This is a genomic window from Simplicispira lacusdiani (assembly GCF_003604195.1).
In the GTDB taxonomy this organism is placed as follows: Bacteria; Pseudomonadota; Gammaproteobacteria; order Burkholderiales; family Burkholderiaceae_C; genus Simplicispira; species Simplicispira lacusdiani.
The window spans coordinates 23152-46922 of sequence record NZ_QXGR01000002.1 but is presented as its reverse complement, the minus strand read 5'-3'; the positions used below and the strand labels follow the sequence as shown (position 1 = coordinate 46922).

General features: G+C 68.9%; 27 protein-coding genes. 20 read left to right on the top strand and 7 right to left on the bottom strand.

The genetic code is table 11. The annotated features are described in order from the left end of the window. Positions 1 to 42 precede the first annotated feature (42 nt). A complete protein-coding gene (gene speD / locus D8S75_RS02820) occupies positions 43 to 447 on the bottom strand; it encodes an adenosylmethionine decarboxylase (RefSeq protein WP_119964437.1) in 405 nt (134 codons plus the stop codon). A gap of 235 nt (positions 448 to 682) precedes the next feature. Here speD and D8S75_RS02815 point away from each other — a divergent pair, with 235 nt between their 5' ends. From D8S75_RS02815 to hisD, 12 genes are all read left to right on the top strand, one after another. Next, a complete protein-coding gene (locus tag D8S75_RS02815; protein WP_119964436.1) occupies positions 683 to 1516 on the top strand; it encodes an ABC transporter ATP-binding protein in 834 nt (277 codons plus the stop codon). Continuing rightward, positions 1513 to 2295 carry a lipid asymmetry maintenance ABC transporter permease subunit MlaE gene (gene mlaE, locus D8S75_RS02810; protein WP_119964435.1) on the top strand — a complete coding sequence of 261 codons (783 nt, stop codon included), beginning with the start codon at positions 1513 to 1515 and terminating at the stop codon, positions 2293 to 2295. The genes D8S75_RS02815 and mlaE overlap by 4 nt, the downstream gene beginning before the upstream one ends. Positions 2296 to 2313: 18 nt before the next feature. After that, positions 2314 to 2796, top strand: coding sequence for an outer membrane lipid asymmetry maintenance protein MlaD (gene mlaD / locus D8S75_RS02805; RefSeq protein WP_119964434.1), 483 nt, complete (start codon positions 2314 to 2316; stop codon positions 2794 to 2796). Beyond that, positions 2793 to 3575, top strand: coding sequence for an MlaA family lipoprotein (locus D8S75_RS02800; protein WP_119964433.1), 783 nt, complete (start codon positions 2793 to 2795; stop codon positions 3573 to 3575). The genes mlaD and D8S75_RS02800 overlap by 4 nt, the downstream gene beginning before the upstream one ends. Positions 3576 to 3876: 301 nt before the next feature. Continuing rightward, a complete protein-coding gene (locus D8S75_RS02795; RefSeq protein WP_119964432.1) occupies positions 3877 to 4512 on the top strand; it encodes an MlaC/ttg2D family ABC transporter substrate-binding protein in 636 nt (211 codons plus the stop codon). Positions 4513 to 4662: 150 nt separating this feature from the next. After that, on the top strand, positions 4663 to 4935 hold the full coding sequence (locus tag D8S75_RS02790) for an STAS domain-containing protein (protein WP_119964431.1): 273 nt from the start codon (positions 4663 to 4665) through the stop codon (positions 4933 to 4935). 88 nt (positions 4936 to 5023) lie between these two features. Further along, positions 5024 to 5944 carry an ABC transporter ATP-binding protein gene (locus tag D8S75_RS02785; protein ID WP_119964430.1) on the top strand — a complete coding sequence of 307 codons (921 nt, stop codon included), beginning with the start codon at positions 5024 to 5026 and terminating at the stop codon, positions 5942 to 5944. Beyond that, on the top strand, positions 5941 to 6696 hold the full coding sequence (locus D8S75_RS02780) for an ABC transporter permease (RefSeq protein ID WP_119964429.1): 756 nt from the start codon (positions 5941 to 5943) through the stop codon (positions 6694 to 6696). Before D8S75_RS02785 ends, D8S75_RS02780 begins: the two co-directional genes overlap by 4 nt. Positions 6697 to 6709: 13 nt before the next feature. Then, positions 6710 to 6955: a BolA family protein gene (locus tag D8S75_RS02775; protein WP_119964428.1), complete on the top strand. Its 246-nt coding sequence runs from the start codon at positions 6710 to 6712 to the stop codon at positions 6953 to 6955. A gap of 100 nt (positions 6956 to 7055) precedes the next feature. Continuing rightward, positions 7056 to 8327 (top strand): UDP-N-acetylglucosamine 1-carboxyvinyltransferase, encoded by a 1272-nt coding sequence (gene murA, locus D8S75_RS02770; RefSeq protein ID WP_119964427.1) that lies wholly within the window; start codon positions 7056 to 7058, stop codon positions 8325 to 8327. Further along, the gene (gene hisG / locus D8S75_RS02765; protein ID WP_119964426.1) at positions 8324 to 8986 is read left to right on the top strand and encodes an ATP phosphoribosyltransferase; all 663 of its coding nucleotides are present in this window, start codon (positions 8324 to 8326) and stop codon (positions 8984 to 8986) included. The genes murA and hisG overlap by 4 nt, the downstream gene beginning before the upstream one ends. A 9-nt stretch (positions 8987 to 8995) precedes the next feature. Beyond that, positions 8996 to 10315, top strand: coding sequence for a histidinol dehydrogenase (hisD, locus tag D8S75_RS02760; protein ID WP_119964425.1), 1320 nt, complete (start codon positions 8996 to 8998; stop codon positions 10313 to 10315). Here hisD and D8S75_RS17365 read toward each other — a convergent pair. After that, entirely contained in the window at positions 10305 to 10616 is a 312-nt protein-coding gene (locus tag D8S75_RS17365; RefSeq protein WP_157982582.1) for a DUF2917 domain-containing protein, read from the bottom strand. The genes hisD and D8S75_RS17365 overlap by 11 nt on opposite strands. 151 nt (positions 10617 to 10767) lie before the next feature. Here D8S75_RS17365 and D8S75_RS02750 point away from each other — a divergent pair, with 151 nt between their 5' ends. From D8S75_RS02750 to D8S75_RS02710, 8 genes are all read left to right on the top strand, one after another. Next, complete coding sequence (locus D8S75_RS02750; RefSeq protein WP_119964424.1) at positions 10768 to 12219, top strand: aminotransferase-like domain-containing protein; 1452 nt, start codon at positions 10768 to 10770, stop codon at positions 12217 to 12219. A gap of 49 nt (positions 12220 to 12268) precedes the next feature. Further along, entirely contained in the window at positions 12269 to 12493 is a 225-nt protein-coding gene (locus D8S75_RS02745; protein ID WP_119964423.1) for a CopG family transcriptional regulator, read from the top strand. Positions 12494 to 12497: 4 nt separating this feature from the next. Continuing rightward, positions 12498 to 12950 carry a PIN domain-containing protein gene (locus tag D8S75_RS02740; RefSeq protein WP_119964422.1) on the top strand — a complete coding sequence of 151 codons (453 nt, stop codon included), beginning with the start codon at positions 12498 to 12500 and terminating at the stop codon, positions 12948 to 12950. Continuing rightward, complete coding sequence (locus D8S75_RS02735) at positions 12947 to 14065, top strand: pyridoxal phosphate-dependent aminotransferase (RefSeq protein WP_119964421.1); 1119 nt, start codon at positions 12947 to 12949, stop codon at positions 14063 to 14065. The genes D8S75_RS02740 and D8S75_RS02735 overlap by 4 nt, the downstream gene beginning before the upstream one ends. Next, positions 14062 to 14685 (top strand): imidazoleglycerol-phosphate dehydratase HisB, encoded by a 624-nt coding sequence (gene hisB / locus D8S75_RS02730; RefSeq protein WP_119964420.1) that lies wholly within the window; start codon positions 14062 to 14064, stop codon positions 14683 to 14685. The genes D8S75_RS02735 and hisB overlap by 4 nt, the downstream gene beginning before the upstream one ends. A gap of 50 nt (positions 14686 to 14735) precedes the next feature. After that, positions 14736 to 15404, top strand: coding sequence for an imidazole glycerol phosphate synthase subunit HisH (gene hisH, locus D8S75_RS02725; RefSeq protein WP_119964419.1), 669 nt, complete (start codon positions 14736 to 14738; stop codon positions 15402 to 15404). Between the two features lie 87 nt (positions 15405 to 15491). Continuing rightward, positions 15492 to 16229, top strand: a complete 738-nt coding sequence (gene hisA, locus D8S75_RS02720) for a 1-(5-phosphoribosyl)-5-[(5-phosphoribosylamino)methylideneamino]imidazole-4-carboxamide isomerase (protein ID WP_119964418.1) — start codon at positions 15492 to 15494, stop codon at positions 16227 to 16229. A 166-nt stretch (positions 16230 to 16395) separates the two neighbouring features. Continuing rightward, complete coding sequence (locus D8S75_RS02710) at positions 16396 to 17277, top strand: D-hexose-6-phosphate mutarotase (protein WP_119964417.1); 882 nt, start codon at positions 16396 to 16398, stop codon at positions 17275 to 17277. Here the strand turns inward: D8S75_RS02710 and D8S75_RS02705 are convergent. The 5 genes from D8S75_RS02705 to D8S75_RS02685 are packed head-to-tail and all read right to left on the bottom strand — an operon-like array spanning position 17243 to position 23758. After that, on the bottom strand, positions 17243 to 18412 hold the full coding sequence (locus D8S75_RS02705; RefSeq protein ID WP_198673131.1) for a spherulation-specific family 4 protein: 1170 nt from the start codon (positions 18410 to 18412) through the stop codon (positions 17243 to 17245). The genes D8S75_RS02710 and D8S75_RS02705 overlap by 35 nt on opposite strands. A gap of 34 nt (positions 18413 to 18446) precedes the next feature. After that, complete coding sequence (gene pelG, locus D8S75_RS02700; RefSeq protein WP_119964416.1) at positions 18447 to 19820, bottom strand: exopolysaccharide Pel transporter PelG; 1374 nt, start codon at positions 19818 to 19820, stop codon at positions 18447 to 18449. Beyond that, positions 19820 to 21376 (bottom strand): GT4 family glycosyltransferase PelF, encoded by a 1557-nt coding sequence (pelF, locus tag D8S75_RS02695; RefSeq protein WP_119964415.1) that lies wholly within the window; start codon positions 21374 to 21376, stop codon positions 19820 to 19822. Before pelF ends, pelG begins: the two co-directional genes overlap by 1 nt. Then, the gene (locus D8S75_RS02690; RefSeq protein WP_119964414.1) at positions 21373 to 22389 is read right to left on the bottom strand and encodes a tetratricopeptide repeat protein; all 1017 of its coding nucleotides are present in this window, start codon (positions 22387 to 22389) and stop codon (positions 21373 to 21375) included. The genes pelF and D8S75_RS02690 overlap by 4 nt, the downstream gene beginning before the upstream one ends. Continuing rightward, positions 22382 to 23758: a PelD GGDEF domain-containing protein gene (locus D8S75_RS02685; RefSeq protein WP_119964413.1), complete on the bottom strand. Its 1377-nt coding sequence runs from the start codon at positions 23756 to 23758 to the stop codon at positions 22382 to 22384. Before D8S75_RS02685 ends, D8S75_RS02690 begins: the two co-directional genes overlap by 8 nt. Positions 23759 to 23771 lie beyond the last annotated feature (13 nt).

Below are 23771 nucleotides of genomic sequence, written 5' to 3'. Positions count from 1 at the left end.
TGGCTATTAAATGAATAGCAATTGTTGGCGCTCTGCGGCGTTTCAGGCCCGCTCGACGCGCCGCAGGTGCGGCTCGCGCGGGTTGAACGCGGCCTGCAGCGCGTCGAACAGGCGTTGCGCCTTGGGGCCGTTGTCGGCGGAGTGGTTGCAGACGAACACGTCGAGCGTCACGTAGCCCGACTCGGGCCAGGTGTGTACCGACAGGTGCGACTCGGCCAGCACCACCACGCCCGTCACGCCGCCGCCCGCGCCGAAGCCATGGAACAGGCTGCCCACGGACGTCAGTCCGGCGGCCGTCACGCGCTCGGTGCAGAAGGATTCCAGGTGTGCCGCATCGCGCATCAGACGGCTGTCGCACCGGCAGCCATGCAGGTCGCCCATCAGGTGCAGGCCGGCGGCCTGCCGCTGGACGGCCGGGAGGGAGGCGGCGGGCGGGACATGCTTCATGGAGCGGGAGGCCTTTTCTCAGGGGGTGGTGGCTCCGTGGCATGCCCGGAGCGCCCCGGCATCGCGGCACCCGGCGCGGCGGGCGGGGCTGGGCCGGAAGCCATGATCATAGCCAAGGGCGGGGGGCGGGCCGGGCGTGGGGATGGAACCCGGAAGGGCGCGGTCAAAGGGTTTCCCCTATGATGACGGGTTTCCCGCCAGGGCGCGCGCCCTGGCGGCGCCTTGTCCCCCACCCATGTCCACCAACACACCACCGCCTTCCGGCGCCCTCGTGGAACTGCGCAACGTCACCTTCGGGTACGGCGAGCGCACGGTGCTGCGCGACCTGTCGCTGACGGTGCCGCGCGGCAAGGTCACGGCCATCATGGGCGCCTCGGGCGGCGGCAAGACCACGGTGCTGCGCCTCATCGGTGGCCAGCAGCGCGCGCAGCAGGGCGAGGTACTGTTCGATGGCCAGGACGTGGGCCGCATGGACCCGGACCAGCTCTACGCCGCCCGCCGGCGCATGGGCATGCTGTTCCAGTTCGGCGCGCTGTTCACCGACATGAGCGTGTTCGAGAACGTGGCGTTTCCGCTGCGCGAGCACACCGATCTGCCCGAGGCGCTGGTGCGCGACATCGTGCTCATGAAGCTGCATGCCGTGGGCCTGCGTGGCGCGCGCGACCTCATGCCGGCGCAGGTGTCCGGTGGTATGGCGCGGCGCGTGGCGCTGGCCCGCGCGATCGCGCTGGACCCCGAGCTCATCATGTACGACGAGCCCTTCGCCGGACTCGACCCGATCTCCCTGGGCACGGCGGCCCAGCTCATCCGCCAGCTCAACGATGCCATGGGGCTCACCACCATCATCGTCTCGCACGACCTGGAGGTGACGTTCGAGCTGGCCGACCACGTGGTCATCCTGGGGCCGGGCACCATCGCCGCGCAGGGCACGCCCGACGAGGTGCGCCACAGCGAAGACCCGCTGGTGCACCAGTTCGTGCACGCGCTGCCCACGGGGCCCGTGCCCTTCCACTATCCCGGCCCCGAGGTGGCCCAGGATTTCGGCCCGCCGGGCGGGGGGGTGGCATGAGCTGGTGGCGGCCTTCCGACGTGGGCTTCGCCGTGCGCTGCAAGCTGGCCGACATCGGCCTGGGCGCGCGCTTGTTCGCCAAGCTGCTGCGGCTGCTTCCGGCGGCCTTCCAGCGCCCCGGGCTGGTGCGCGACCAGGTGCACTTCCTGGGCAACTACTCGCTGGCCATCATCGCGGTGTCGGGGCTGTTCGTCGGTTTCGTGATGGCGCTGCAGGGCTACTACACGCTGCAGGACTTCGGCTCCACCGAGGCGCTGGGCCAGCTCGTGGCGCTGAGCCTGCTGCGCGAGCTGGGGCCGGTGGTGGCGGCGCTGCTGTTCGCCGGGCGCGCGGGCACCTCGCTCACGGCCGAGATCGGCCTGATGCGCGCGGGCGAGCAGCTCAGCGCCATGGAGATGATGGCCGTGGACCCGGTGCGCCGCATCCTCGTGCCGCGCTTCTGGGGCGGCGTGATCGCCATGCCCGTGCTGGCGGCGGTGTTCAGCGCCGTGGGCGTGATGGGCGGCTGGGTGGTCGCGGTCGGCATGATCGGCCTGGACAACGGCGCCTTCTGGAGCCAGATGCAAGGGGGGGTCGAGGTCTTCAGCGATGTCGGCAACAGCGTCCTCAAGAGCCTGGTGTTCGGTTTCACGGTCACCTTCGTGGCGCTGCTGCAGGGCTACACGGCCCGGCCCACGCCCGAAGGGGTGTCGCGCGCGACCACGCGCACCGTGGTGATGGCATCGCTCGCGGTGCTGGGCCTGGACTTCGTCCTCACGGCCCTGATGTTCGGCCTCTGAGGGCCTGAGGAAGAATCTATGCAACAGTCCAAGAACGATGTCTGGGTCGGCCTGTTCGTCCTGCTGGGGGCGGCGGCGCTGCTGTTCCTGTCCCTGCAGGCGGCCAACCTGCTGGGCCTCAATTTCGAGTCGGGCTACCGCGTGACGGCCAAGTTCGACAACATCGGCGGGCTCAAGCCCCAGGCCGCCGTGCGCAGCGCTGGCGTGGTGGTCGGGCGCGTGGAATCGATCACATTCGATGACAAGACTTACCAGGCCCGCGTCACGCTGCTGCTGCAGGAGCGCTATGCTTTCCCGAAGGACAGTTCGCTCAAGATCCTCACCAGCGGCCTGCTCGGCGAGCAGTACATCGGCATCGAGGCCGGGGCGGACGAGAAGAACCTGGCCGCGGGGGACACCATCGCGGCCACGCAATCGGCCATCGTGCTGGAAAACCTCATCAGCCAGTTCCTTTTCAGCAAGGCCGCCGAAGGCGCGCCGGCCGTGGACAGCAAAAAATGACCCATCCCTCCCTCCTGGACCGCTCCCGTTCCGAACAGCCCGCTGCCACGCGCTTGCGGGCCGCAGCCCTGGCGCTGGGCGTGCTGGTGCTGGCCGGCTGCGCCAGCGGTCCCCGCGCGCACCCCGACGACCCGCTCGAACCGTACAACCGTGGCATGACGCGCTTCAACGACGCGGTCGATGCCGCGCTGCTCAAGCCCGTGGCCACGGCCTACCAGCAGGCCACGCCAGCGCCCGTGCGCACCGGGGTGAGCAACTTCTTCGCCAACCTGGGCGATGCCTGGTCCTTCGTGAACAACACGCTGCAGCTGCACGCCGAAGGCGCGCTGGCGAGCTTCTTCCGCTTCAACATCAACACCGTGATGGGCCTGGGCGGCGTGCTCGACGTGGCCAGCGAGATGGGCATAGACCGCCACAAGCAGGACTTCGGCCTCACGCTGGGCCGCTGGGGCATGCAGCCCGGCCCTTACCTGGTGCTGCCCATCCTCGGGCCGTCCACCGTGCGCGACACGCTGGCCTTGCCGGTGGACCTGCGCGGCAACGCTCTGCGGTATGTCGATCCGGTCTCCGCGCGCAACGGCCTGTACGTCCTGCGCGCCGTGGATGCGCGCGCCAACCTGCTGCGCGCCGGCGAGGTGCTCGACGATGCGGCGCTCGACAAATACAGCTTCACGCGCGACGTTTTCCTGCAGGTGCGCCAGCAGCGCGCCGATGCCGCCGCCGGCCGGGATGTCCCGCGTGGCGCCGACGATGGCCGGCTTCCTCCGGAACCCGACTAGGGCCTGTTCACACTATTTTTGCCAGATGCGTTGTGATCAAAAAGGGCCAGGCGTTAGGCGCCAAACGAAGCTGGGGTGCGGCCCCAGCGAGGCTTGGCAACGCCGCGAATGGCCCTTTTTGGTCGCAACCCGCAGGGAACGGGGTGGAAACCGCGCCACCCGTCGTTGCCCTCCTAGCCAAGGCCCCGGCCTTGGCGTCGTCACGCGCCTAGATTGGCGCGGTTTCCACCCCGTTCGCACTGACAAAAATAGTGTGAACAGGCCCTAGGCAGGATTTCCCTTGAACCATGAGGACATTGCAATGAACCGACGTTTTCTGGGCCGGCTGGCGGCCGGCCTGGCCACCGTGCTGGCGCTCGGACTGGGCCTGCCGGCGCATGCGGCCGACGAGGCGCCCGATGCGCTCGTCCAGCGCCTGTCCACCGAGGTGCTCGACGCGCTGCGCGCCGACAAGGCCATCAAGGCCGGTGACATCGACAAGATCATCGTGCTGGTGGACAAGACCATCATGCCGAACGTGAACTTCCGCCGCATGACCGCCGCCGCCGTGGGACCCGGCTGGCGCCAGGCCAGCCCCGAGCAGCAAAGGCGCCTGCAGGACGAGTTCAAGCAGCTCCTGGTGCGCACCTACGCGGGCGCGCTGGCCCAGGTGAGCGACCAGAGCATCGTCGTCAAGCCGCTGCGCGCGGCGGCCGACGACAAGGACGTGCTGGTGCGCACCGAGGTGCGCGGCCGGGGCGACCCGGTGCAGCTCGACTACCGCCTGGAAAAGACGCCGGGCCAGGGCGCGGGCTGGAAGATCTACAACCTCAATGTGCTCGGTGCCTGGCTGGTTGAGACCTACCGCAGCCAGTTCGCCCAGGAAATCAACGCCAAGGGCATCGACGGCCTGATCGAGGCCCTGGCCGCGCGCAACAAGGGCAACGCGGCGAAGTGATGTTCCCCCTGAGTCGCTTCGTGCCTTCCCCCTCTCCTTCGGGAAGGGGGCGCACCCGGTGGCCTGGCAAAGCCAGTTCCACGGGGGCGCTGGCGTGGCCGCGCCGGTTGCAACGGTCAGGCGTTGCGCTTGAAGCAGAGGAAATTTGAAATGTTGGTCCTGCCCGCCGAACTCACGCACCGCCAGGCCAGCGGAGCGCTGGCCATGCTGCTGCAGGGCCTGCGCGCCGACCAGGGGCCGCAGATCGTGGTGGATGCGGGCGCGTTGCAGGTGTTCGATTCCTCGGCGCTGGCCGTGTTGCTCGAATGCCGGCGCGAGGCGCTGGCCGAGCGCAAGGCCTTCGCCGTGAAAGGCCTGCCGGCCGCGCTGGCCGGCATGGCCGGGCTCTACGGCGTCGAAGCCCTGTTGCCGGTCATCGCCTGAGCCGGTCCGCCGATGTCCCCATGCCCCGTCCGGTGCCGGGAGCGCCGTGGCGGCCCTGCGGCGCTGAGGCCGTAAAATCACCGGCTTCATGCCCGCCGTCTCCTTCCAATCCGTCTCCAAGACCTACACCACGCCCCGCGGACCGTTCCATGCGCTCAGCGGCGTGAGCCTGGACATCGAGGAAGGTGAATTCTTCGGCCTGCTGGGCCCCAACGGCGCGGGCAAGACCACCCTCATCAGCATCCTGGCCGGCCTGGCGCGTGCCACGCAGGGCCGGGTGACCGTGCTGGGCCACGACGTGCAGCAGGACTACGCCAATGCCCGCCGTAAGCTCGGCGTGGTGCCGCAGGAGCTGGTGTTCGACCCCTTCTTCAACGTGCGCGAGGCGCTGCGCCTGCAGTCCGGCTATTTCGGCGTGCGCCACAACGACGACTGGATCGACGAGCTGCTCGCCAGCCTGGGCCTGGCCGACAAGGCCAACGCCAACATGCGCCAGCTCTCGGGCGGCATGAAGCGCCGCGTGCTGGTGGCGCAGGCGCTGGTGCACAAGCCGCCCATCATCGTGCTCGACGAGCCCACGGCCGGCGTGGACGTGGAGCTGCGCCAGACGCTCTGGCATTTCATCGCGCGCCTGAACAAGGAAGGCCACACGGTGCTGCTGACCACGCACTACCTGGAAGAGGCCGAGGCGCTGTGCAACCGCATCGCCATGCTCAAGAGCGGCCGCGTGGTGGCGCTCGACCGCACCTCCGAGCTGCTCAAGGCCGCCTCGGGCAATGTGCTCGTGTTCAAGACCGACAGCGCCCTGCCGCCCGCGCTGGCCGCGCAGGCGCGCGTCACCGGGCGCGTGGTGCAGATGGCGGCGCACGACGCGCAGGACATCGAGCAGCACCTGGCCGCGCTGCGCCAGGCCGGCGTGGACGTGCAGGACGTCGAGATCCGCCGGGCCGACCTGGAGGACGTGTTCCTCAGTGTCATGGCCTCGGCCAGCGGAGGGCAGGTGGCATGACCGGCTGGCGGATGCTGTTCTACAAGGAGGTGCTGCGTTTCTGGAAGGTCAGCTTCCAGACCGTGGCCGCGCCGGTGCTCACCGCCGTGCTGTACCTGCTGATCTTCGGCCACGTGCTCGAAGACCATGTGAAGGTGTACGGCAGCATCGGCTACACCGCCTTCCTGGTGCCGGGCCTGGTGATGATGAGCGTGCTGCAGAACGCCTTCGCCAACAGCTCGTCCAGCCTGATCCAGAGCAAGATCATGGGCAGCCTGGTGTTCCAGCTGCTCACGCCGCTGTCGCACTGGGCCTGGTTCGCGGCCTACGTGGGCTCGTCCGTGGTGCGCGGCCTGGTCGTGGGGCTGGGCGTGTTCATCGTCACGCTGGCCTTCGCCACGCCGCAGTTCGCCGCGCCGGGCTGGATTCTTGTGTTCGCGCTGCTGGGCGCAGCGCTGCTGGCCACGCTGGGCGTGATCGCCGGGCTGTGGGCCGACAAATTCGACCAGATGGCGTCGTTCCAGAACTTCATCATCCTGCCCATGACCTTCCTCTCGGGCGTGTTCTATTCCATCGGTTCGCTGCCGCCGTTCTGGCAGGCGGTGAGCCACCTCAACCCGTTCTTCTACATGATCGACGGCTTCCGCTACGGCTTCTTCGGCCAGGGCGACGTCTCGCCCTGGCTCAGCCTGGGCATCGTGGGCAGCGCCTGGCTGGGCGTGAGCCTGCTGGCCGTGCACCTGCTGCGCACCGGCTACAAAATCCGGAACTGATTGGATCCATGACATGACCGCCGACCAAATCAAAGACCTTATCGCCGCCGGCCTGGCCTGCGACTACATTACGCTCGAAGGCGATGGCCGCCACTGGTACGCCACCATCGTCTCGCCCGAGTTCGAGGGCAAGCGCGCCATTGCGCGCCACCAGCGCGTGTACGCCACGCTGGGCAGCAAGATGCAGAGCGACGAGGTGCACGCCCTGTCGATGAAGACCTTCACGCCCGCCGAATGGGCGGCGCAGAGCGGCCAGTGAGCCGGGGGGGGGGGCTGCAGATGCTATTAAAAACATAGCTTATACCGCAGCACCCATATGCCATTGAGCCCATTTTTATTTGAAATCTGAATTTCCGACCATGGACAAGCTCCTCATTCGCGGCGGCCGCTCCTTGCAGGGCGAGGTGCTGGTTTCCGGCGCCAAGAACGCCGCGCTGCCCGAGCTGTGCGCCGCGCTGCTGACGGCCGAACCCGTCGTGCTGCGCAACGTGCCCCAGCTGCAGGACGTGAGCACCATGCTCAAGCTCATCCGCAACATGGGCGTCGTGGCCGAGCGCGAAGACGACGGCTGCGTGCGCATCGACGCGGGCCGCCTGAACACGCCCGAGGCGCCATACGAGCTGGTCAAGACCATGCGCGCCTCGGTGCTGGCGCTGGGCCCGCTGCTGGCGCGCTTCGGCGAGGCCACGGTGTCGCTGCCCGGCGGCTGCGCCATCGGTTCGCGCCCGGTGGACCAGCACATCAAGGGCATGCAGGCCATGGGCGCCGAGATCGTGGTCGAGCACGGCTACATCATCGCCCGCCTGCCGGCCGGCTGGAAGCGCCTCAAGGGCGCGCGCATCACGACCGACATGGTCACCGTCACCGGCACCGAGAACTTCCTCATGGCCGCCGCGCTGGCCGAGGGCGAGACGGTGCTGGAGAACGCCGCCCAGGAACCCGAGATCACCGACCTGGCCGAGATGCTGATCAAGATGGGCGCCCAGATCGAGGGCCACGGCACCAGCCGCATCCGCATCCAGGGCGTTGACCGGCTGCACGGCTGCGAGCACGCCGTGGTGGCCGACCGCATCGAGGCCGGCACCTTCCTGTGCGCCGTGGCCGCCACCGGCGGCGATGCCTTCCTGCGCCATGCCCGCGCCGACCACCTCGACGCCGTCACCGAGAAGCTGCGCGAGGCCGGTGTGCAGGTGGAGGCCGTCGAGGGCGGCATGCGCGTGCGCAGCCCGGGCGCCGCGCAGCTCAAGGCGCAGGCCTTCCGCACCACCGAGTACCCCGGCTTTCCCACCGACATGCAGGCGCAGTTCATGGCGCTCAACACGGTGGCGCAGGGCACGGCCACGGTCACCGAGACCATCTTCGAGAACCGCTACATGCACGTCAACGAGCTGCTGCGCCTGGGCGCGCGCATCCAGGTCGACGGCCGGGTGGCCATCTCGGAAGGCGTGCAGCGCCTGTCGGGCGCCACCGTCATGGCCACCGACCTGCGCGCCTCGGCCAGCCTGGTCATCGCCGGCCTGGTGGCCGAGGGCGAGACCGTGGTGGACCGCATCTACCACCTCGACCGGGGCTACGACCGCATGGAAGCCAAGCTGCGCGGCCTGGGCGCAGACATCGAAAGAATCCAATGATCACCCTTGCTCTCTCCAAAGGCCGCATCTTCGACGAAGTCATGCCGCTGCTGGCCGCCGCCGGCATCGAGGTGCTGGAAGACCCCGAGAAGTCGCGCAAGCTCATCCTGCCCACCAACCAGGCCGACGTGCGCGTGGTGCTGGTGCGTGCCTCCGACGTGCCCACCTACGTGCAGTACGGCGGCGCCGACATGGGCGTGTGCGGCAAGGACACGTTGATCGAGCATGGCGCCGAATGGGGCGGGGCCGCGCGCTCGGGCCTGTTCCTGCCGCTGGACCTGCGCATCGCGCGCTGCCGCGTCAGCGTGGCCGTGCGCGCCGACTTCGATTACCAGCAGGCCGTGCGCCAGGGCTCGCGCCTGAAGGTCGCCACCAAGTACCCGGCCATCGCGCGCGAATTCTTCGCCGCGAAGGGCGTGCATGTGGACATGGTCAAGCTCTACGGCAGCATGGAGCTGGCGCCGCTGACCGGCTTGGCCGACGCCATCGTCGATCTGGTGTCCACCGGCAACACGCTCAAGGCCAACCACCTGGTGGAGGTCGAGCGCATCATGGACATCAGCTCGCACCTCGTGGTCAACCAGGCCATGCTCAAACTCAAGCAGGCGCCGCTGCGCCGCATCATCGATGCGTTTGCCTCCGCTGTTACCCAGGACTGAGAATCCACTATGAATTTCGTAGCTGCTCCCGCCCGTCTGTCCAGCGTTTCCAGCACTTTTGAGGCTGATTTCGCGGCCCGCCTGCACTGGTCGGCCGACACGGACGCCGCGATCGAGCAGCGCGTGGCCGACATCCTGGCCGACGTGCGCGCGCGCGGCGACGCCGCCGTGCTGGAATACACCGCGCGCTTCGACGCGCTGCCGGCGACCACGCTGCAGGCCCTCGAACTCACGCAGGCCGAGCTCAAGGCCGCCTTCGACGCCCTGCCCGCCGACCAGCGCGGCGCGCTGCAGGCCGCTGCGGCGCGCGTGCGCGGCTACCACGAGGCGCAGAAGAAGGCCTGCGGCGAGAGCTGGAGCTACCGCGACGCCGACGGCTCCCTGCTGGGCCAGAAGGTCACGCCGCTCGACCGCGTGGGCATCTACGTGCCCGGCGGCAAGGCCGCCTACCCGAGCAGCGTGCTCATGAACGCCATCCCTGCGCACGTGGCCGGGGTGGGCGAGATCATCATGGTCGTGCCCACGCCGCGCGGCGAGAAGAACCCGCTGGTGCTGGCGGCGGCCTACGTGGCGGGCGTCACGCGCGCCTTCACCATCGGCGGCGCGCAAGCCGTGGCCGCGCTGGCCTACGGCACGCAGACGGTGCCCAAGGTGGACAAGATCACCGGCCCCGGCAATGCCTACGTCGCCAGCGCCAAGAAGCATGTGTTCGGCACCGTGGGCATCGACATGATCGCCGGCCCGAGCGAGATCCTCGTGCTGGCCGACGGCAGCACGCCGCCCGACTGGGTGGCCATGGACCTGTTCTCGCAGGCCGAGCACGACGAACTGGCGCAGAGCATCCTGCTGTGCCCCGACGCCGCCTACATCGACGCGGTGCAGGCCGCCATCGACCGCCTGCTGCCCACCATGCCGCGCGCCGAGATCATCGCCAAGAGCCTCACCGGGCGCGGCGCGCTGATCCACACGCGCAGCATGGAAGAGGCCTGCGAAATCTCCAACCGCATTGCTCCCGAGCACCTGGAGGTGAGCAGCAGCGAGCCGCACCGCTGGGAGCCGCTGCTCAGGCACGCGGGCGCCATCTTCCTCGGGGCCTACACCAGCGAATCGCTGGGCGACTACTGCGCTGGCCCCAACCATGTGCTGCCCACCAGCGGCACGGCGCGCTTTTCCTCGCCGCTGGGCGTGTACGACTTCCAGAAGCGCAGCAGCATCATCGAGGTGAGCCAGGCCGGCGCCCAGAAGCTCGGCCCCATCGCCGCCACGCTCGCCTACGGCGAGGGCCTGCAGGCCCACGCCCAGGCCGCCGAATTGCGCCTCACGCGGTGAGCGGCGCGCGCCGCGCCGGTGCCAGCACCGTCGCAACGGCCTCCTGCGCCCAGCGCAGGCGCAGCGGCACCGTACCCTCGGCGCTGGCATAGACCAGGGCCGGGCCTTGCAGGGTCAGGCCCTGGCCCGCGTCCAGGAACAGGTCGCTGGGGCGCCCCGGCTGGGTGATCCATGCGCGCCCGGCCAGCACTTCGAGCAGCGCGCGCTGGCCCGGCCGGCATTGCAGCGGCAGCACGGGTTGGCCGGGCTCCAGCGTGATCTGGAGCACCTGGGAGGAGGGGGAGAGGTTGAGCAGGTTCATGGCTCCACTGTGCGCGCCGGGCCGGACTCGCAACAGCCGCAGGCGGCGGCCAGACGGGGCAGTACAGAACCCTGTCGCAGTGCAACTGTGCTGCCCGGTCTGGTGCCCATCTGTATGGGTTGCCATGGACCGGGGCGATACAGAATGGGGCATGGCCAATGACGACTCCCCTCCGCTGTACCTGCAGATCGCCACGCAGATGGCCGAACTCATCCGCAACGGCACGCTCGCGCGCAGCGCGCGCATGCCCTCGGTGCGCGAACTGGCGCGCCAGCGCGGCGTGGCGCAGAGCACCGTGGTGCAGGCCTACCACTGGCTGGAGGATGCGCGCCTGATCGCGGCGCGGCCGCGCTCGGGCTACTTCGTCGCGCCGCGCCCGGCGGCGCTGCCCGAGCCCTCGGTGTCGCGCAGCCTGCGCCGGCCGCGCGATGTCTCGGTGGACTGGCTGGGCCAGCGCATCCTGGGAACGGCGCATTCCGCCGACGTGGTGTCGTTCAGCAGCGGCACGCCGGGGCCGGACCTGCTCGACGTGGACCGGGTGCGCCGTGCCGTCACCCGGTCTGCCCAGCGCCACCGGCAGTTGCTGTGCACCTATCCCTCGTCCAGCGGGCATGAGGACGCACGCCGCGCCATCGCGCGCTACGCCGTGGGGCTGGGATGCAGCCTGGACCCCGGGCGTATCCTCGTCACCGGCGGCTGCATGGACAGCATCAGCCTGTGCCTGCGCACGGTGACGCAGCCCGGCGACGTGGTGGCGCTGGAATCACCCACGCATTTCTCCTTTCTGGAGGTGCTGCAGGGCCTGCACCTCAAGGCGCTGGAAATTCCCACGCACCCGCGCCATGGCATTTCGCTCGACGCGCTGCAGCTCGCGCTGGAGACGCAGCCCGTGAAGGCGCTGCTCGTCGTGCCCACGCTCAGCAATCCGCTGGGAGCCTGCATGCCGCAGGCCGAGCGCCGCCGCCTGGCGCAGATGGCCGCGCGCCACGGCCTGGCCGTGATCGAGGACGCTGTCTACAGCGACCTGGCGGAGCAGGACGAGCATCGGCGCGCCATCAAGTCCTACGACACGACGGGCCATGTGATGCTGTGCGACTCGTTCTCCAAGACGCTGGCCCCAGGCCTGCGCCTGGGCTGGGTCGAGGCCGGGCGCTGGACCGAGCCGCTGCGCCGCATCAAGGACCTGCAGGCCGGTGGTCAGTCGCCGGTGCTGGAGCTGGCCCTGGCGGACCTGATCCTGCAGACGGGCCACGCGGCCGCGATGCGCCAGCTGCGCACGGCCATCGCCGCGCGCGTGGACGAGGTGCGCCGGGTGATCGCGTCGTCCTTTCCGCCCGGCACACGGGTCAGCGATCCCCCTGGCGGCTTGCTGTTCTGGCTGGAATTGCCCCGCGGCGTGGACACCGTGCAGTTGCACCAGGCCTTTTTGTCAGAGCGCATTCTGGTGCCGCCCGGCACCATCTTTGGCACTGGCGGGCGTTTTCGCAACTGTCTGCGCATTGGCGTGGGCGGCGATTGGACGCCCCACCACGTCAGCGCCCTGCGCCGTGTGGGCGAACTGGCGTGTGCGATGGCGGCGGCGCCCGCGCGGCGGGTGGCATGAGTAGGTACACGAACTTCGTGTTGCACGAAGTTCGTGTAAACTTTCCGCCGTGAAGAACGTCACCATCACCATGGACGACGCGGTCGCCGAATGGGTCCGCGTCGAGGCCGCCAAGCGCGGCAGCAGCGTGTCGCGCCTGCTGGGCGAATGGCTGGCGGACAAGATGCGCCAGGAAGACGCCTACGCGCAGGCCATGCGTGAAGCCCTGGGGTTTGAATCCTGGGGCGCTTCCACGCGGCCCTACCTGGCGCGCCCCGAGCTGCTGGAGCGTTGACGCTATGGCCCAGCCGCTGCTTTTCGTCGACACCTCGGTGTTGCTTGCCAGCGTGGACGAGCGTGATGGCGCGCGCCAGGCCCGCGCCCGCGAGTGGCTGGCGCTGTGCTGGCAGGAGCGCTGCGGGCGCATCAGCTCGCAGGTGCTCAACGAGCTGTACCACAACGCCATCGTCTGCTTCCCCGGCCCGCAGACTCTGCACCTCGTGCGCGCCCAGGTGCGGCGCCTGCGCGTGTGGCAGCCGCCGCACCTCGACGCCTACACCGTGGACGGCGCCTGGGACCTGCAGGACCGCTACGGCCTGGGCTACTGGGACGCGCTCATTCTCGCCTCGGCCCACCAGCAGGGCTGCCGCTATGTGCTGGGCGACGTGCTGCCCCATGGCCGGCAGTACGACGCCGTGCGTGCCGTGAACCCCTTTGTCCTGGCTCCCGCCGAACTGGAATCGCTCGAATGACCTCTGCGCTGGCCGCTGCCCTTGATCGCATCCGCCCCGACGTGCGCGCCATGCATGCCTACGCCGTGCAGGGCGCCGAGGGCCTGCTCAAGATGGACGCGATGGAGAACCCCTTCAGCCTGCCGCCCGCGCTGCAGGCCGCGCTAGGCCAGCGCCTGGGCGCGTTGGCGCTCAACCGCTATCCCGGCCCGCGCACCGACGACCTGCGCGCCGCGCTGGCGCGCCATGCCGGCATGCCCGAGGGTTGCACGCTGATCCTGGGCAACGGCTCGGACGAGCTCATCAGCCTGGTCTCACTGGCCTGTGCCCTGCCACCGGCCGCCGACGGCCGGCGTCCGGTGGCCCTCGCACCCGTGCCGGGCTTCGTCATGTACGGCATGAGCGCGCAGCTGCAGGGGCTGGACTTCGTCGGCGTGCCGCTCACGCCAGACTTCGAACTCGACGAGGCTGCCATGCTGGCGGCCATCGCCCGGCACCGCCCCGCCATCACCTACATTGCCTACCCCAACAACCCCACGGCCACGTTGTGGGACGAGGGCGTGGTGCAGCGCGTCATCGACGCCGTGGCCGCCGTGGGCGGGATCGTCGTCGTGGACGAGGCCTACCAGCCCTTCGCCAGCCGCACCTGGCTGGACCGCATGCGCGCCGAGCCGGCGCGCAACGGCCATGTGCTGCTCATGCGCACGCTCAGCAAGTTCGGCCTGGCCGGCGTGCGCCTGGGCTACCTGATCGGCGCCACCGCCCTGGTGGGCGAGATCGACAAGGTGCGCCCGCCCTACAACGTGAGCGTGCTCAACTGCGAGGCGGCGCTGTTCGCGCTGGAGCATGCCGAGGTCTTCGCCGCGCAGGCCGCCGAACTGCGCGCCCAGCGCACGGCGCTGATCGCGGCGCTGCGCGCCCTGCCCGGTGTTGAGAAATGCTGGGACAGCGAAGCCAACATGGTGCTCGTGCGCGTGCCCGACGCCGCCCGCACCTTCGCCGCCATGCGCGAGCGCAAGGTGCTCGTCAAGAACGTTTCTACAATGCATCCATTGCTGGCGAACTGCCTGCGCCTGACCGTGGGCTCCGCCGCCGACAATGCGATCATGCTGCAAGCACTCCAGGCCTCGTTATGACCTCTTCCGCACTCGTTCCTTCCGCCTCCACCGACCGCACGGCCGAAGTCAGCCGCAACACCGCCGAGACGCGCATCACCGTGCGCCTGAACCTCGACGGCACGGGCCAGTCCAGCCTGCGCACCGGCATCGGCTTTTTCGACCACATGCTGGAGCAGATCGCGCGCCACGGCCTGATCGACCTCGAAGTGCACGCCGATGGCGACCTGCACATCGACGGCCACCACACCGTGGAGGACGTGGGCATCACCATCGGCCAGGCCTTCGCGCGCGCCGTGGGCGACAAGAAGGGCATTCGCCGCTACGGCCACGCCTACGTGCCGCTCGACGAGGCGCTTTCGCGCGTGGTCATCGATCTCTCGGGCCGCCCGGGGCTGGTGATGAACATTCCGTTCACCAGCGGCATGATCGGCGCCTTCGACACCCAGCTCACGCACGAGTTCTTCCAGGGCTTCGTGAACCACGCCGGCGCCACGCTGCACATCGACAACCTGCGCGGCGTGAACGCGCACCACCAGTGCGAAACGGCGTTCAAGGCCTTCGCCCGCGCCCTGCGCGCCGCCGTCGAGCGCGACCCGCGCAGCGCCGGCACCATCCCCTCGACCAAGGGTTCTCTCTAAATTTCAAGCAAAACAGGCCTCCGGCGCTTATCCAGATTGCGCTAACAGCTATGAATTCAGTAGTAAAAACCGTGGCGGTGGTGGACTATGGCATGGGCAACCTGCGCTCCGTGTCGCAGGCTGTGCAGGCCGCCGCGCATGACACGGGTTGGACAGTGGTGGTCACCTCGCGCCCCGAAGAAGTGCGCGCGGCCCAGCGCATCGTGCTGCCGGGCCAGGGCGCCATGCCCGACTGCATGCGCGAGCTGCGCGACTCGGGCCTGCGCGAATCCGTGCTCGAAGCCGCCGCCGCCAAGCCGATGTTCGGCGTCTGCGTGGGCATGCAGATGCTGCTCACGCACAGCGCCGAGGGCGACACGCCGGGCCTCAACCTGATCCCGGGCGAGGTCGTCAAGTTCGACCTGGCCGGCCGCACGCAGCAGGACGGCAGCCGCTACAAGGTGCCGCAGATGGGCTGGAACACCGTGCGCCAGGTGCCGCACGGCGGCGCCGTGCACCCGGTCTGGGCCGGCGTGCCCGACAACAGCTATTTCTATTTCGTGCACAGCTTCTATGCCCGGCCTCGGGACCCGCGCCATTGCGCGGGCGAGGCCGACTACGGCGGCGTGTTTGCCGCCGCGGTTGCACGCGATAATATTTTCGCCACGCAGTTCCACCCGGAGAAGAGCGCGGAGCATGGCTTGCAGCTCTACCGCAACTTCCTGCATTGGAACCCGTGAGCAGCCGGTTACACTTTTCCCGGTAACAACGTTTTTCCACCCCGTTCGGGCTGAGCCTGTCGAAGCCCATTTATCCCCGAACCCACCATGCTTCTGATCCCCGCCATCGACCTCAAGGACGGCCACTGCGTTCGCCTCAAGCAAGGCGACATGGACCAATCGACCACCTTTGGCGAAGACCCGGCCGCGATGGCGCGCAAGTGGGTGGACGCGGGCGCGCGCCGCCTGCACCTGGTGGACCTCAATGGCGCCTTCGCGGGCAAGCCCAAGAACTACGCCGCCATCAAGTCCATCCTCAAGGAGGTCGGTGACGACATCCCGGTGCAGCTGGGCGGCGGCATCCGCGACCTCGACACCATCGAGAAATACATCGACGGCGGCCTGCGCTACGTCATCATCGGCACGGCCGCCGTGAAGAACCCCGGTTTCCTCAAGGACGCCTGCACCGCGTTCGGCGGCCACATCATCGTGGGCCTGGACGCCAAGGACGGCAAGGTCGCCACCGACGGCTGGAGCAAGCTCACCGGCCACGAGGTCGTGGACCTGGCGAAGAAGTTCGAGGACTGGGGCGTCGAGTCCATCATCTACACCGACATCGGCCGCGACGGCATGCTCTCGGGCATCAACATCGACGCCACGGTCAAGCTGGCGCAGGCCCTCACCATCCCCGTCATCGCCTCGGGCGGCCTGGGCAGCATGAAAGACATCGAGCAGCTCTGCGCCGTGGAGGACGAGGGCGTCGAAGGCGTGATCTGCGGCCGGGCCATCTATTCGGGCGACCTCGATTTCGCCGCTGCGCAGGCGCGCGCCGATGAACTCGCGTGAGGTGTGAAACACCCCCCTGAGGCCCTGCGGGCCTTTCCCCCGCTCTCGCAGCGCTGTGCGCTGCGGGCAGGGGGACGCCACCAGCGCGGCGGGGCGGCCCTTGCGCGGTGGCCGCTGGTCCGGGCAGCGCCCATTGCCTGCATGGCATCCGTCCCCAACGCAGTGCATGTTGCGGAAACCCAGCGGCGTGGCTGAAACCTTCCACGGCCAGCCCTGCATCCGCCTGCGGGCCGGCAATGGCGACACCGCCCTGGTGGCGCTGCACGGCGCCCAGATGCTGTCCTGGGTGGCGGACGGGCGCGAGCGCCTCTACCTGAGTCCCCGGGCCGTGTTCGACGGCCAGGCCGCCATCCGGGGCGGCATTCCGCTGTGCTTTCCCCAATTCAACCAGCGCGGCCTGCTGCCCAAGCATGGCTTCGCGCGCAACCTGGCGTGGACCGCGCAGGCGCCCTGGTGGAACGCCGAAGAAGCCGCCACCGTGCAGTGCCTGCGGCTGTGCAGCAGTGATGGCACCCGGGCGCTCTGGCCGCAGGACTTCGAGGTGCGGCTCACCCTGTCGCTGGGCGCGGGGTGGATGCGTGTCCACCTGGATGTCGGCAATACCGGCCAGGCGCCGTGGGAATTCACCACGGCCTTGCACACCTACCTGGCGGTCGATGCGGTGGAAAACGTCCGCCTGGAAGGACTGGAAGGCTGCGCGCGCTGGGATGCCGTGCGGGACAGGCATGGCCTTCAGTCCGGCGTGGTGACCATTGCAGGCGAGTACGACAGCGTCTTCCGCGCGCCCAGGCAGCCCATGCTCCTGCGCGATGGCCCTTGGGGCCTGCGGATCAGCCAGAGCGAGGGCCTGGGCAGCACCGTGGTGTGGAACCCGGGCGCCCATCTGTGTTCACGCCTGGCGGATCTGCCTGCCGATGGCTACCGCTCCATGCTGTGCGTGGAGGCGGCGCAGATCGATGAGCCCGTGCCCCTGGCGCCGGGCGCGCAGTGGCAGGGCTGGCAAATGCTGCGGGTCATGGACACGCGGGAAGCGCCTGCCCCTGGTTGACGGCGGCCACGGTGGCCAGCAACTGTGTCCAGTAGCTGGGCAGGGTGGCCCAGGGGTTGCCCGTTTGCGTGGCGTAGTCGAAGACGCGGTCGGTCGCGTACACCAGGCCCGCATTGGCCAATGGCGTGGCGGCCGTGGCCACGGCGGCTTGCATGGCCTGGCATGTCATGGCGTTGTGGACCAGCATGGCCTGGGTGCTGTTGGCCCGCGCATACAGCCAATCCCCCGTCTGGCGGGGGTCGTAGCCGGCATAGTCGGCGCCCGTGCCCTCGAAGGTGACGAGGGCGTCGGCGACACCCGCGTACCCTTCGGTGGGAACCGTGCCGGGGTTGCCCAGCACGCGCAGGCTGGCATCGCGGGATTTGATGTGGTTGTAGATCTCCTGGTAGAAGCCGAGGCTGGCGGCATTGGCCGCCATTTCGTCCAGGAAGATGCCGCTGATCAGGCCACGCCCGTACAGATCCAGGTAGCGGTCGATGTTGGCCTTGATGTCGGAGACGGAACGCGCGCCCGTGCCATAGCGGGTGTAGACATAGCCCAGCAAGCGGCCGCCCGCTCCGACAAAGTCCTGCGCGGCTTGCAGGTAGCGGGGTTCGGTGCTGCTGAAGATGCCGTTGGCGGGGTTGAGGATGGCGGTGAGCTTCAATCCGGGATGGGCGAGCGCGCTGGCGCTCAGACGGTCCCAGTCGGAGCCCCCTGCCGAGGGATAGAAATAGGCCGGCACCAGGATCTCCAGCGGGGCCGGGGGCTGGCGCAGGTACAGCGTTTGCGTCGCGGAGCCGGTGACACCCGACAGCGTGGCGCTGGCCGTGAGCGTCTGCCGGCCCGCCGTGGCGCCGGTCAGCGTGGTGCTGGCCGTGCCGGAGCGCGTCAAGGCGCTGGCGGGGGCGAAGCTGCCGGCCGGGGTGGAGAAGTTCACCGCCGTGCCATCGGGGGCCGATGCACCGTCCACGGTGATGCGGGCGCTCACCGCGATGGGCTGCTGGAGGGTGAAAACCTGGTTGGCGCTGGCCGGCGCGGTCAGGCTGACGCCGAGCGTGGGGGCCGGCGTTTCGGCCCCCCCGCCGCAGGCCGAGAGAAAGGCGGCCAGGCAGAGCACGCCGGCAGGGAGGCGGGGGGAGATCGGGTGGGGCATGGCGGCAGACTCGGTGCGAGGTTGGAGTCCGATCTTACTGAAGCATGAAGGTCTCGTATTCGAGACGGTTGAACTGGCGCGTGAGCAGGGCCAGGCCGGTGCACAGCGTGATCAGCATGGCCAGAGCGAAGCCATAGCCATACAGCGCGGCCCCGAAATACTGGGTGAAGGCGGTGAGGACGATGTTGAGCACCACGGCCTGCGCGCACAGGAACAGCACGATGCGGCGCTGGTCCAGGTAGAAGAACACGTTCAGCACGGCCATCAGGCCCACCTGCAGGCCCGCGCCCACCACCTGTACCTGGAGCAGGGGCAGGTACAGCTGGGAGATGCCCAGCGCGTTGAGCAGCGATGGGCCCGCGACGAAGGTCATGAGCACGGCCAGGGTCTGGATCTTGGCGATCTCGCCCAGGCCTTGCTGGGTCGAGTAGACCATTTCATCGCGCATGGATTCGATGTATTCGAGCGAACCGCCGCTGCGCACCGCGTCGTAGAACTTGTCGTAGAACTCGACGAAGTCGGTCTCGATGCGGACCAGGAACACGGCCATGCCGGGAATGATGGACAGGTAGGAAAGGAAGACCGGCAGGTCGTAGATCAGCGATGCGCGCAGTCCACCGATGATGGCCTCCGAGGTGGGCGCGAAGTACCAGAACATGAACTTGTCCACCCAGATGCCGAAGTTGTAGAGAAAACCCACGGCGACGAGGGAGGGGTAGAGCATGCCGCGCCGCGCGAAATCAAAGGCGATCAGGCGGCCCTCGGGGTTGAACTCGCGCACGATGAGCAGCCACATGCCCATGAGCAGCACCAGGTTGCCGAGCACGAAGCCCCCGAGCAGCCCCTCCAGGCCCCAGGGGCGCATCAGCAGCGAGGCGGCCACGATGAGCGCATAGGCCGCACCGAACAGCACCGTGATGGCCTTGTAGCGCTTCATGCCCGACAGCAGGATGGTCAGCACCCAGACGCCGCACATGACCGTGAACCCCGCCAGCATCAGCAGGCGGTACACCAGCGCCTCGCCTGGCAGCAGCAGGAACAGCGCCAGCGTGCCGAGCCCGCCCGCGGCCGCCACCACGATCAGCAGCAGGCCGTGCAGGTTGGGCAGGATGGTGTCCTTGCGTTTCTCGAACAGCCGGTCGGAGACGAAGCGCGTGAAGGCCAGTTGCACGAACCCGGTCAGGATCAGGCTGCAGGCCACGAGGTAGGTCACCGAGGTCTGGAACTGCGTGACCAGGTGGGACGGCACCACCACGGTGGCGCTGAAGATACCCACCAGCAGGATGCCGATGATGGAGAACACCCAGGGCCCGGAGCCGATCACGCCCGCGTAGGCGTAGGCCTCCATGAGGCCCACCAGGGTGTTCTTGCGCAACAGGCGGCGCAACTCGAAACCAATGCCCGCCATCAGCCGGACTCCTTCTGGCCCCGCAGGGCCTTTTCGTACACCTTGCGGTAGCGGTCGAACATCATCGTGTCGGTGTAGTAGCGTTCCACGCGGGCGACGGCGGCGGCGCTGGCGCTGTTCCAGGCGGCCGTGTCCGAAAGCAGCGCGATGGAGGCGTCCGCCAGCGCCTGCGGGTCGGCGATGGGGACCACGGCGCCGCTGTGGCCCAGGGCGCGGTCCTCGTCGTCCAGCCCTTCGATCAGTTGCCGGCACGAGCCCACGTCGGTGGAGACCGTTGGCACGCCGGCCGCGTAGCCTTCCAGGATCACCAGGGGCAGGGCCTCGCTGATCGAAGAGAGCACCACCAGGCCGATTTGGGGCATGAGGTTTTCCACGCGCTGGAACCCGAGGAACTTGACGTGTTCCTGCAGGCCCAGGCTCTGCACCAGGTTCTGGCATTCCTGGGCGTACTGCGGATCTTCCTCGGCCGGGCCGGCGATCCAGCCCTCGGCGGCGGGCATCTGGTTGACCACGCGGCGCATGGCGCGGATGAAGGTCTTGACGTCCTTGATGGGCACCACGCGGCCGATCAGGCACAGCACCTGCGGGGGCGTGGCGGGGCGCTGCTGGCGCTGCTGGCGCAGCGGCGCGAAGCGGGCGAGGTTGATGCCGTTGGGGATGTTGAAGGTGCGCGAGGCCTCGGCGCCGTCATGGATCTGGCGCAGGCGATTGGCCTCGTAGAGCGCGATGATGGGGTCGGCGGCGTCGTAGCAGTAGCGCCCCATCCATTCGAAGAAGCGGATCCACATCTGGCGGAAGTACGACAGCTCCGTGGGGTCGCGCTGGAAGACGTTGCGGTTGTCCCGGATCCATTCGCTCTTGAGCAGGTCGATCTGGCGCTCCTTGGTGTAGATGCCATGCTCCGACAGCACCAGGGGCAGGCCGCGGGTCTCGTGCAGCAGCGCGCCCAGGAAGCCGGCATAGCCGGTCGAGGCGCTGTGCAGCGCGCGCACCGGCAGCAGCTGGTGCGCCACGCGCGCCAGCAGCCACAGGGGCTGGAACATGATGCGCACGGTCCAGAAGTAGTCCACGAAGGAGGGGTCGGTGCAGTAGCGCCGGTAGGTGTCGCACAACAGTTCCCAGGCGCGCTCGCTGTAGAGGAAATCTTCGATCCGCAGGCGTCCGCCCGGCATCATCTCGCGCGTGAGGCCGCGCAGGGACTGCAAGGTTTTCGCCCGGTCGGCATCGCCGTGGCGCAGGGACTCCATCAGCGTTTGCGCCATCTCGAAGGCGAAGTCATCGCCACGGCGCGGCTCGGGCATGCCGTGGCTGGACAGATGGTCGTAGAGGTAGTGCTCCTCGAAATGCACCACGTTGGGGGGCAGTTCGTACTTGAAGCCGCTGTAGTCGGAACGGCGGCTGCCGAGAAAGACGATGGCGTAGCGGTAGCCGGGGTAGGCGCGGATGACCTGGTTGATCCAGCTGGAAACGCCGCCGCTGACATAGGGGAAGGTGCCCTCTAGGATCAGCGCGATGTCCGCTTCCTGGGCCTGGGGGTGCTGAACGGCGGGACTCATCGCGCGCTCCAGTAGTCGATCACCGGGCGCAGCCGGGGCAGCGCGCTCCATTGGTCCAGCCGCCGCATCAGTTCGCGCGTGCGGGCGAAATCCCGGCGTTCGAAGCTCAGCTCGGCCTGGTAGGGCAGCACGCGCGTGGCGGGCAAGCCCAGCGCATGTGCCTTGTCATAGGCCTGGGCCGCTTCGTCGAGGCGGCCGAGCGCATGCAGCAGCAGGCCCTGGCGCAAGCGCAGCGGGGCGTTGTCGGGCTGGAGCGCCAGCGCCTGTTCGCAGTAGCGCAGGGACTCGTGGCTGGCGTAGTCGCGCAGATCGCCCTGGGCCAGGTCCTGGTAGATGAATTCCCAGTAGAGGTCCGACAGGTTGTGCGCGGCTTTCAGCGTCAGCGGCCCCGGGCGCTCCGTTCCCTCGGTGGCCTGGGCCACGCGCCAGGCCTGGAGCTCATGGTCCACCGAGCGGCTGATGCGCTGCTCCAGCGTGTCCAGCATGCCGTAGGCCAGCAGGCGCAGGTCTTCGCTGGGGTCGTTCAGGACATTGCGCAGCAAGGGGGAGGCCACGCGGCCGGATACATGCTGCAAGGACACCATGGCGCGCATGCGGGAGTTCATGGGGACTTCCGCATTGCCGAGGAAGGAGCGCAGGCCGGTCTGGCGAAACCCGCCCTTGATGCGCTGGTGCAGGTCGAATTCCGGCAGCTGCAGCGACTCGAAGGTGCCGCGCGGGGGGGGCGAGCGGTAGTAGCGCAGCACCAGCGCGCCCGCCAGCACGCCCAGGAAACCCGCGATCGGCACGGCGTAGCTGCACAGCGCCAGCAGGGCGAGGATGGGGGCGCGCGGCCGTGTCTGCGCGCCACGCAGCAGCGGCAGGATGAACAGGGCCAGCAGGGCGCTGGCGAGGGCATGGGCCAGCAGGTAGCTGGCCAGGGCCGCGTCGGAATGACCGCGCAGCAGCAAGGGACTGCTCCAGGCGGCCAGTTCCATCAGCACGGCCGACAGGCCGAGTTTGGTGCTAAGCATGCGCGATCCCGTGCAGGCGCTGCAGCGTGGCCAGGGGCGTGGCATGGCCCAGCGGCAAATGGTGCGGGTATACGCCGGCATCGGCCAGTGAAATGCCTTCCTTCTGGTGCATCCAGCGTTCCAGCCGGGCCAGGAAACCCTCGGCGGTGGAGGCATCGCCCAGCGGCATCAGCACGGCCAGCACCTGGCGGCCGGGGCCCTGGATCAGCCAGGTTTCATCCATCAGCCGGCGCAGGCGCAACAGCTGCTGCGGCAGGTCGCGTTCGATGGCGGCGGGGGCGAACTCCAGCGCCACGATGACGCTGGGCACGCCGGCCTTCTGGTGCATGCGCCACAGGCGCTGCATCTCGAAGGCGAATTCCGACGGGCATTCGGGCTGCGCCTGCTGCAGCGGCTGCGCCAGGGCCTGGGTGGACAGGCCGTCGGTGTAGTAGCCCAGCAGCAGGTTGATGGTCTGCAGGTTCTCTTCCTGCACGGAGAAGAACGGCATGTCATCAACCAGCAGCATGCCGTACACCTCGCCGCCCAGGTCGAGCAGGGGGGCGGCCACGAGATAGCGGCTGGTCTGCTGCATGGCGGTCGCCTGGACCACATGGCAGAGCTTCCCCGTCTCCAGGGCCTGGCGCACGAGCGGGTCGTCGGCGTGCAGGGGGATGGGAGAGCCGATGCGGGCCAGGGGGTCGGCGGCCAGCCGCTCGCCATCCGCGCGGTAGAGCGCCGCGGCGCTGATCTGGCAGTATTGCGCCAGCAGGCGCAGCAAGGTCTGCGAGTCGGCCTGTACGCTGCCCAGCCCGCGCAGGGTCTTGAGCGCGTCGCGCATCGACATGGGGCGCCCGATCAACTCCTGTTCCAGCCGGTCATGGGACAGGCGCAGCAGGTAGTACTGGCGGATCAGGTGCTCCATGCGCTGGTTCAGGTAATGCTGCACGGTTTCCGCGCGCCGGGTGCGGGCCATCCACAGGCTGGAGAACTCGCCGACCAGCATGACGATGATCAGGCCCCCCAGGAAGAACACCTGGGGAAACTGGTCGTAATGCCCCCGGTTCAATGCCAGCCAGCCCAGCAGCAGCACGCCGGCCGCGCCCAGGCCCGTCAAGGGCCCATAGCGCAGCGCCACGATCACCGGCGCCAGCCAGGCCCAATGGAAATCCGCATGGACCCACAGCGGATCTTCCGGGTTGACCATGAGGCCGATGCCCAGGGCCGTCAGCGGGACCAGCAGGGTTTCGAGCAGGACGATCCACGACGGCACGCCGGTGGCGGCCAGCTTGCCCAGGGGCGAGCCGGCGAAATCCGTGCTGTACGTGGCCCGGGGCAGGGGCTGGGGTTGCGCGGGGGGCTGCTGGCCAGCGGCGGTGGCGGTGTGCATGGCGGGGGCGGGG

What these genes read in the sequence shown, in the direction of transcription:
- speD (WP_119964437.1), bottom strand. Translation starts at nt 447, where the DNA reads ATGAAGCATGTCCCGCCCGCCGCCTCCCTCCCGGCCGTCCAGCGGCAG.
- D8S75_RS02815 (WP_119964436.1), top strand. Translation starts at nt 683, where the DNA reads ATGTCCACCAACACACCACCGCCTTCCGGCGCCCTCGTGGAACTGCGC.
- mlaE (WP_119964435.1), top strand. Translation starts at nt 1,513, where the DNA reads ATGAGCTGGTGGCGGCCTTCCGACGTGGGCTTCGCCGTGCGCTGCAAG.
- mlaD (WP_119964434.1), top strand. Translation starts at nt 2,314, where the DNA reads ATGCAACAGTCCAAGAACGATGTCTGGGTCGGCCTGTTCGTCCTGCTG.
- D8S75_RS02800 (WP_119964433.1), top strand. Translation starts at nt 2,793, where the DNA reads ATGACCCATCCCTCCCTCCTGGACCGCTCCCGTTCCGAACAGCCCGCT.
- D8S75_RS02795 (WP_119964432.1), top strand. Translation starts at nt 3,877, where the DNA reads ATGAACCGACGTTTTCTGGGCCGGCTGGCGGCCGGCCTGGCCACCGTG.
- D8S75_RS02790 (WP_119964431.1), top strand. Translation starts at nt 4,663, where the DNA reads ATGTTGGTCCTGCCCGCCGAACTCACGCACCGCCAGGCCAGCGGAGCG.
- D8S75_RS02785 (WP_119964430.1), top strand. Translation starts at nt 5,024, where the DNA reads ATGCCCGCCGTCTCCTTCCAATCCGTCTCCAAGACCTACACCACGCCC.
- D8S75_RS02780 (WP_119964429.1), top strand. Translation starts at nt 5,941, where the DNA reads ATGACCGGCTGGCGGATGCTGTTCTACAAGGAGGTGCTGCGTTTCTGG.
- D8S75_RS02775 (WP_119964428.1), top strand. Translation starts at nt 6,710, where the DNA reads ATGACCGCCGACCAAATCAAAGACCTTATCGCCGCCGGCCTGGCCTGC.
- murA (WP_119964427.1), top strand. Translation starts at nt 7,056, where the DNA reads ATGGACAAGCTCCTCATTCGCGGCGGCCGCTCCTTGCAGGGCGAGGTG.
- hisG (WP_119964426.1), top strand. Translation starts at nt 8,324, where the DNA reads ATGATCACCCTTGCTCTCTCCAAAGGCCGCATCTTCGACGAAGTCATG.
- hisD (WP_119964425.1), top strand. Translation starts at nt 8,996, where the DNA reads ATGAATTTCGTAGCTGCTCCCGCCCGTCTGTCCAGCGTTTCCAGCACT.
- D8S75_RS17365 (WP_157982582.1), bottom strand. Translation starts at nt 10,616, where the DNA reads ATGAACCTGCTCAACCTCTCCCCCTCCTCCCAGGTGCTCCAGATCACG.
- D8S75_RS02750 (WP_119964424.1), top strand. Translation starts at nt 10,768, where the DNA reads ATGGCCAATGACGACTCCCCTCCGCTGTACCTGCAGATCGCCACGCAG.
- D8S75_RS02740 (WP_119964422.1), top strand. Translation starts at nt 12,498, where the DNA reads ATGGCCCAGCCGCTGCTTTTCGTCGACACCTCGGTGTTGCTTGCCAGC.
- D8S75_RS02735 (WP_119964421.1), top strand. Translation starts at nt 12,947, where the DNA reads ATGACCTCTGCGCTGGCCGCTGCCCTTGATCGCATCCGCCCCGACGTG.
- hisB (WP_119964420.1), top strand. Translation starts at nt 14,062, where the DNA reads ATGACCTCTTCCGCACTCGTTCCTTCCGCCTCCACCGACCGCACGGCC.
- hisH (WP_119964419.1), top strand. Translation starts at nt 14,736, where the DNA reads ATGAATTCAGTAGTAAAAACCGTGGCGGTGGTGGACTATGGCATGGGC.
- hisA (WP_119964418.1), top strand. Translation starts at nt 15,492, where the DNA reads ATGCTTCTGATCCCCGCCATCGACCTCAAGGACGGCCACTGCGTTCGC.
- D8S75_RS02710 (WP_119964417.1), top strand. Translation starts at nt 16,396, where the DNA reads ATGTTGCGGAAACCCAGCGGCGTGGCTGAAACCTTCCACGGCCAGCCC.
- D8S75_RS02705 (WP_198673131.1), bottom strand. Translation starts at nt 18,412, where the DNA reads ATGCCCCACCCGATCTCCCCCCGCCTCCCTGCCGGCGTGCTCTGCCTG.
- pelG (WP_119964416.1), bottom strand. Translation starts at nt 19,820, where the DNA reads ATGGCGGGCATTGGTTTCGAGTTGCGCCGCCTGTTGCGCAAGAACACC.
- pelF (WP_119964415.1), bottom strand. Translation starts at nt 21,376, where the DNA reads ATGAGTCCCGCCGTTCAGCACCCCCAGGCCCAGGAAGCGGACATCGCG.
- D8S75_RS02690 (WP_119964414.1), bottom strand. Translation starts at nt 22,389, where the DNA reads ATGCTTAGCACCAAACTCGGCCTGTCGGCCGTGCTGATGGAACTGGCC.
- D8S75_RS02685 (WP_119964413.1), bottom strand. Translation starts at nt 23,758, where the DNA reads ATGCACACCGCCACCGCCGCTGGCCAGCAGCCCCCCGCGCAACCCCAG.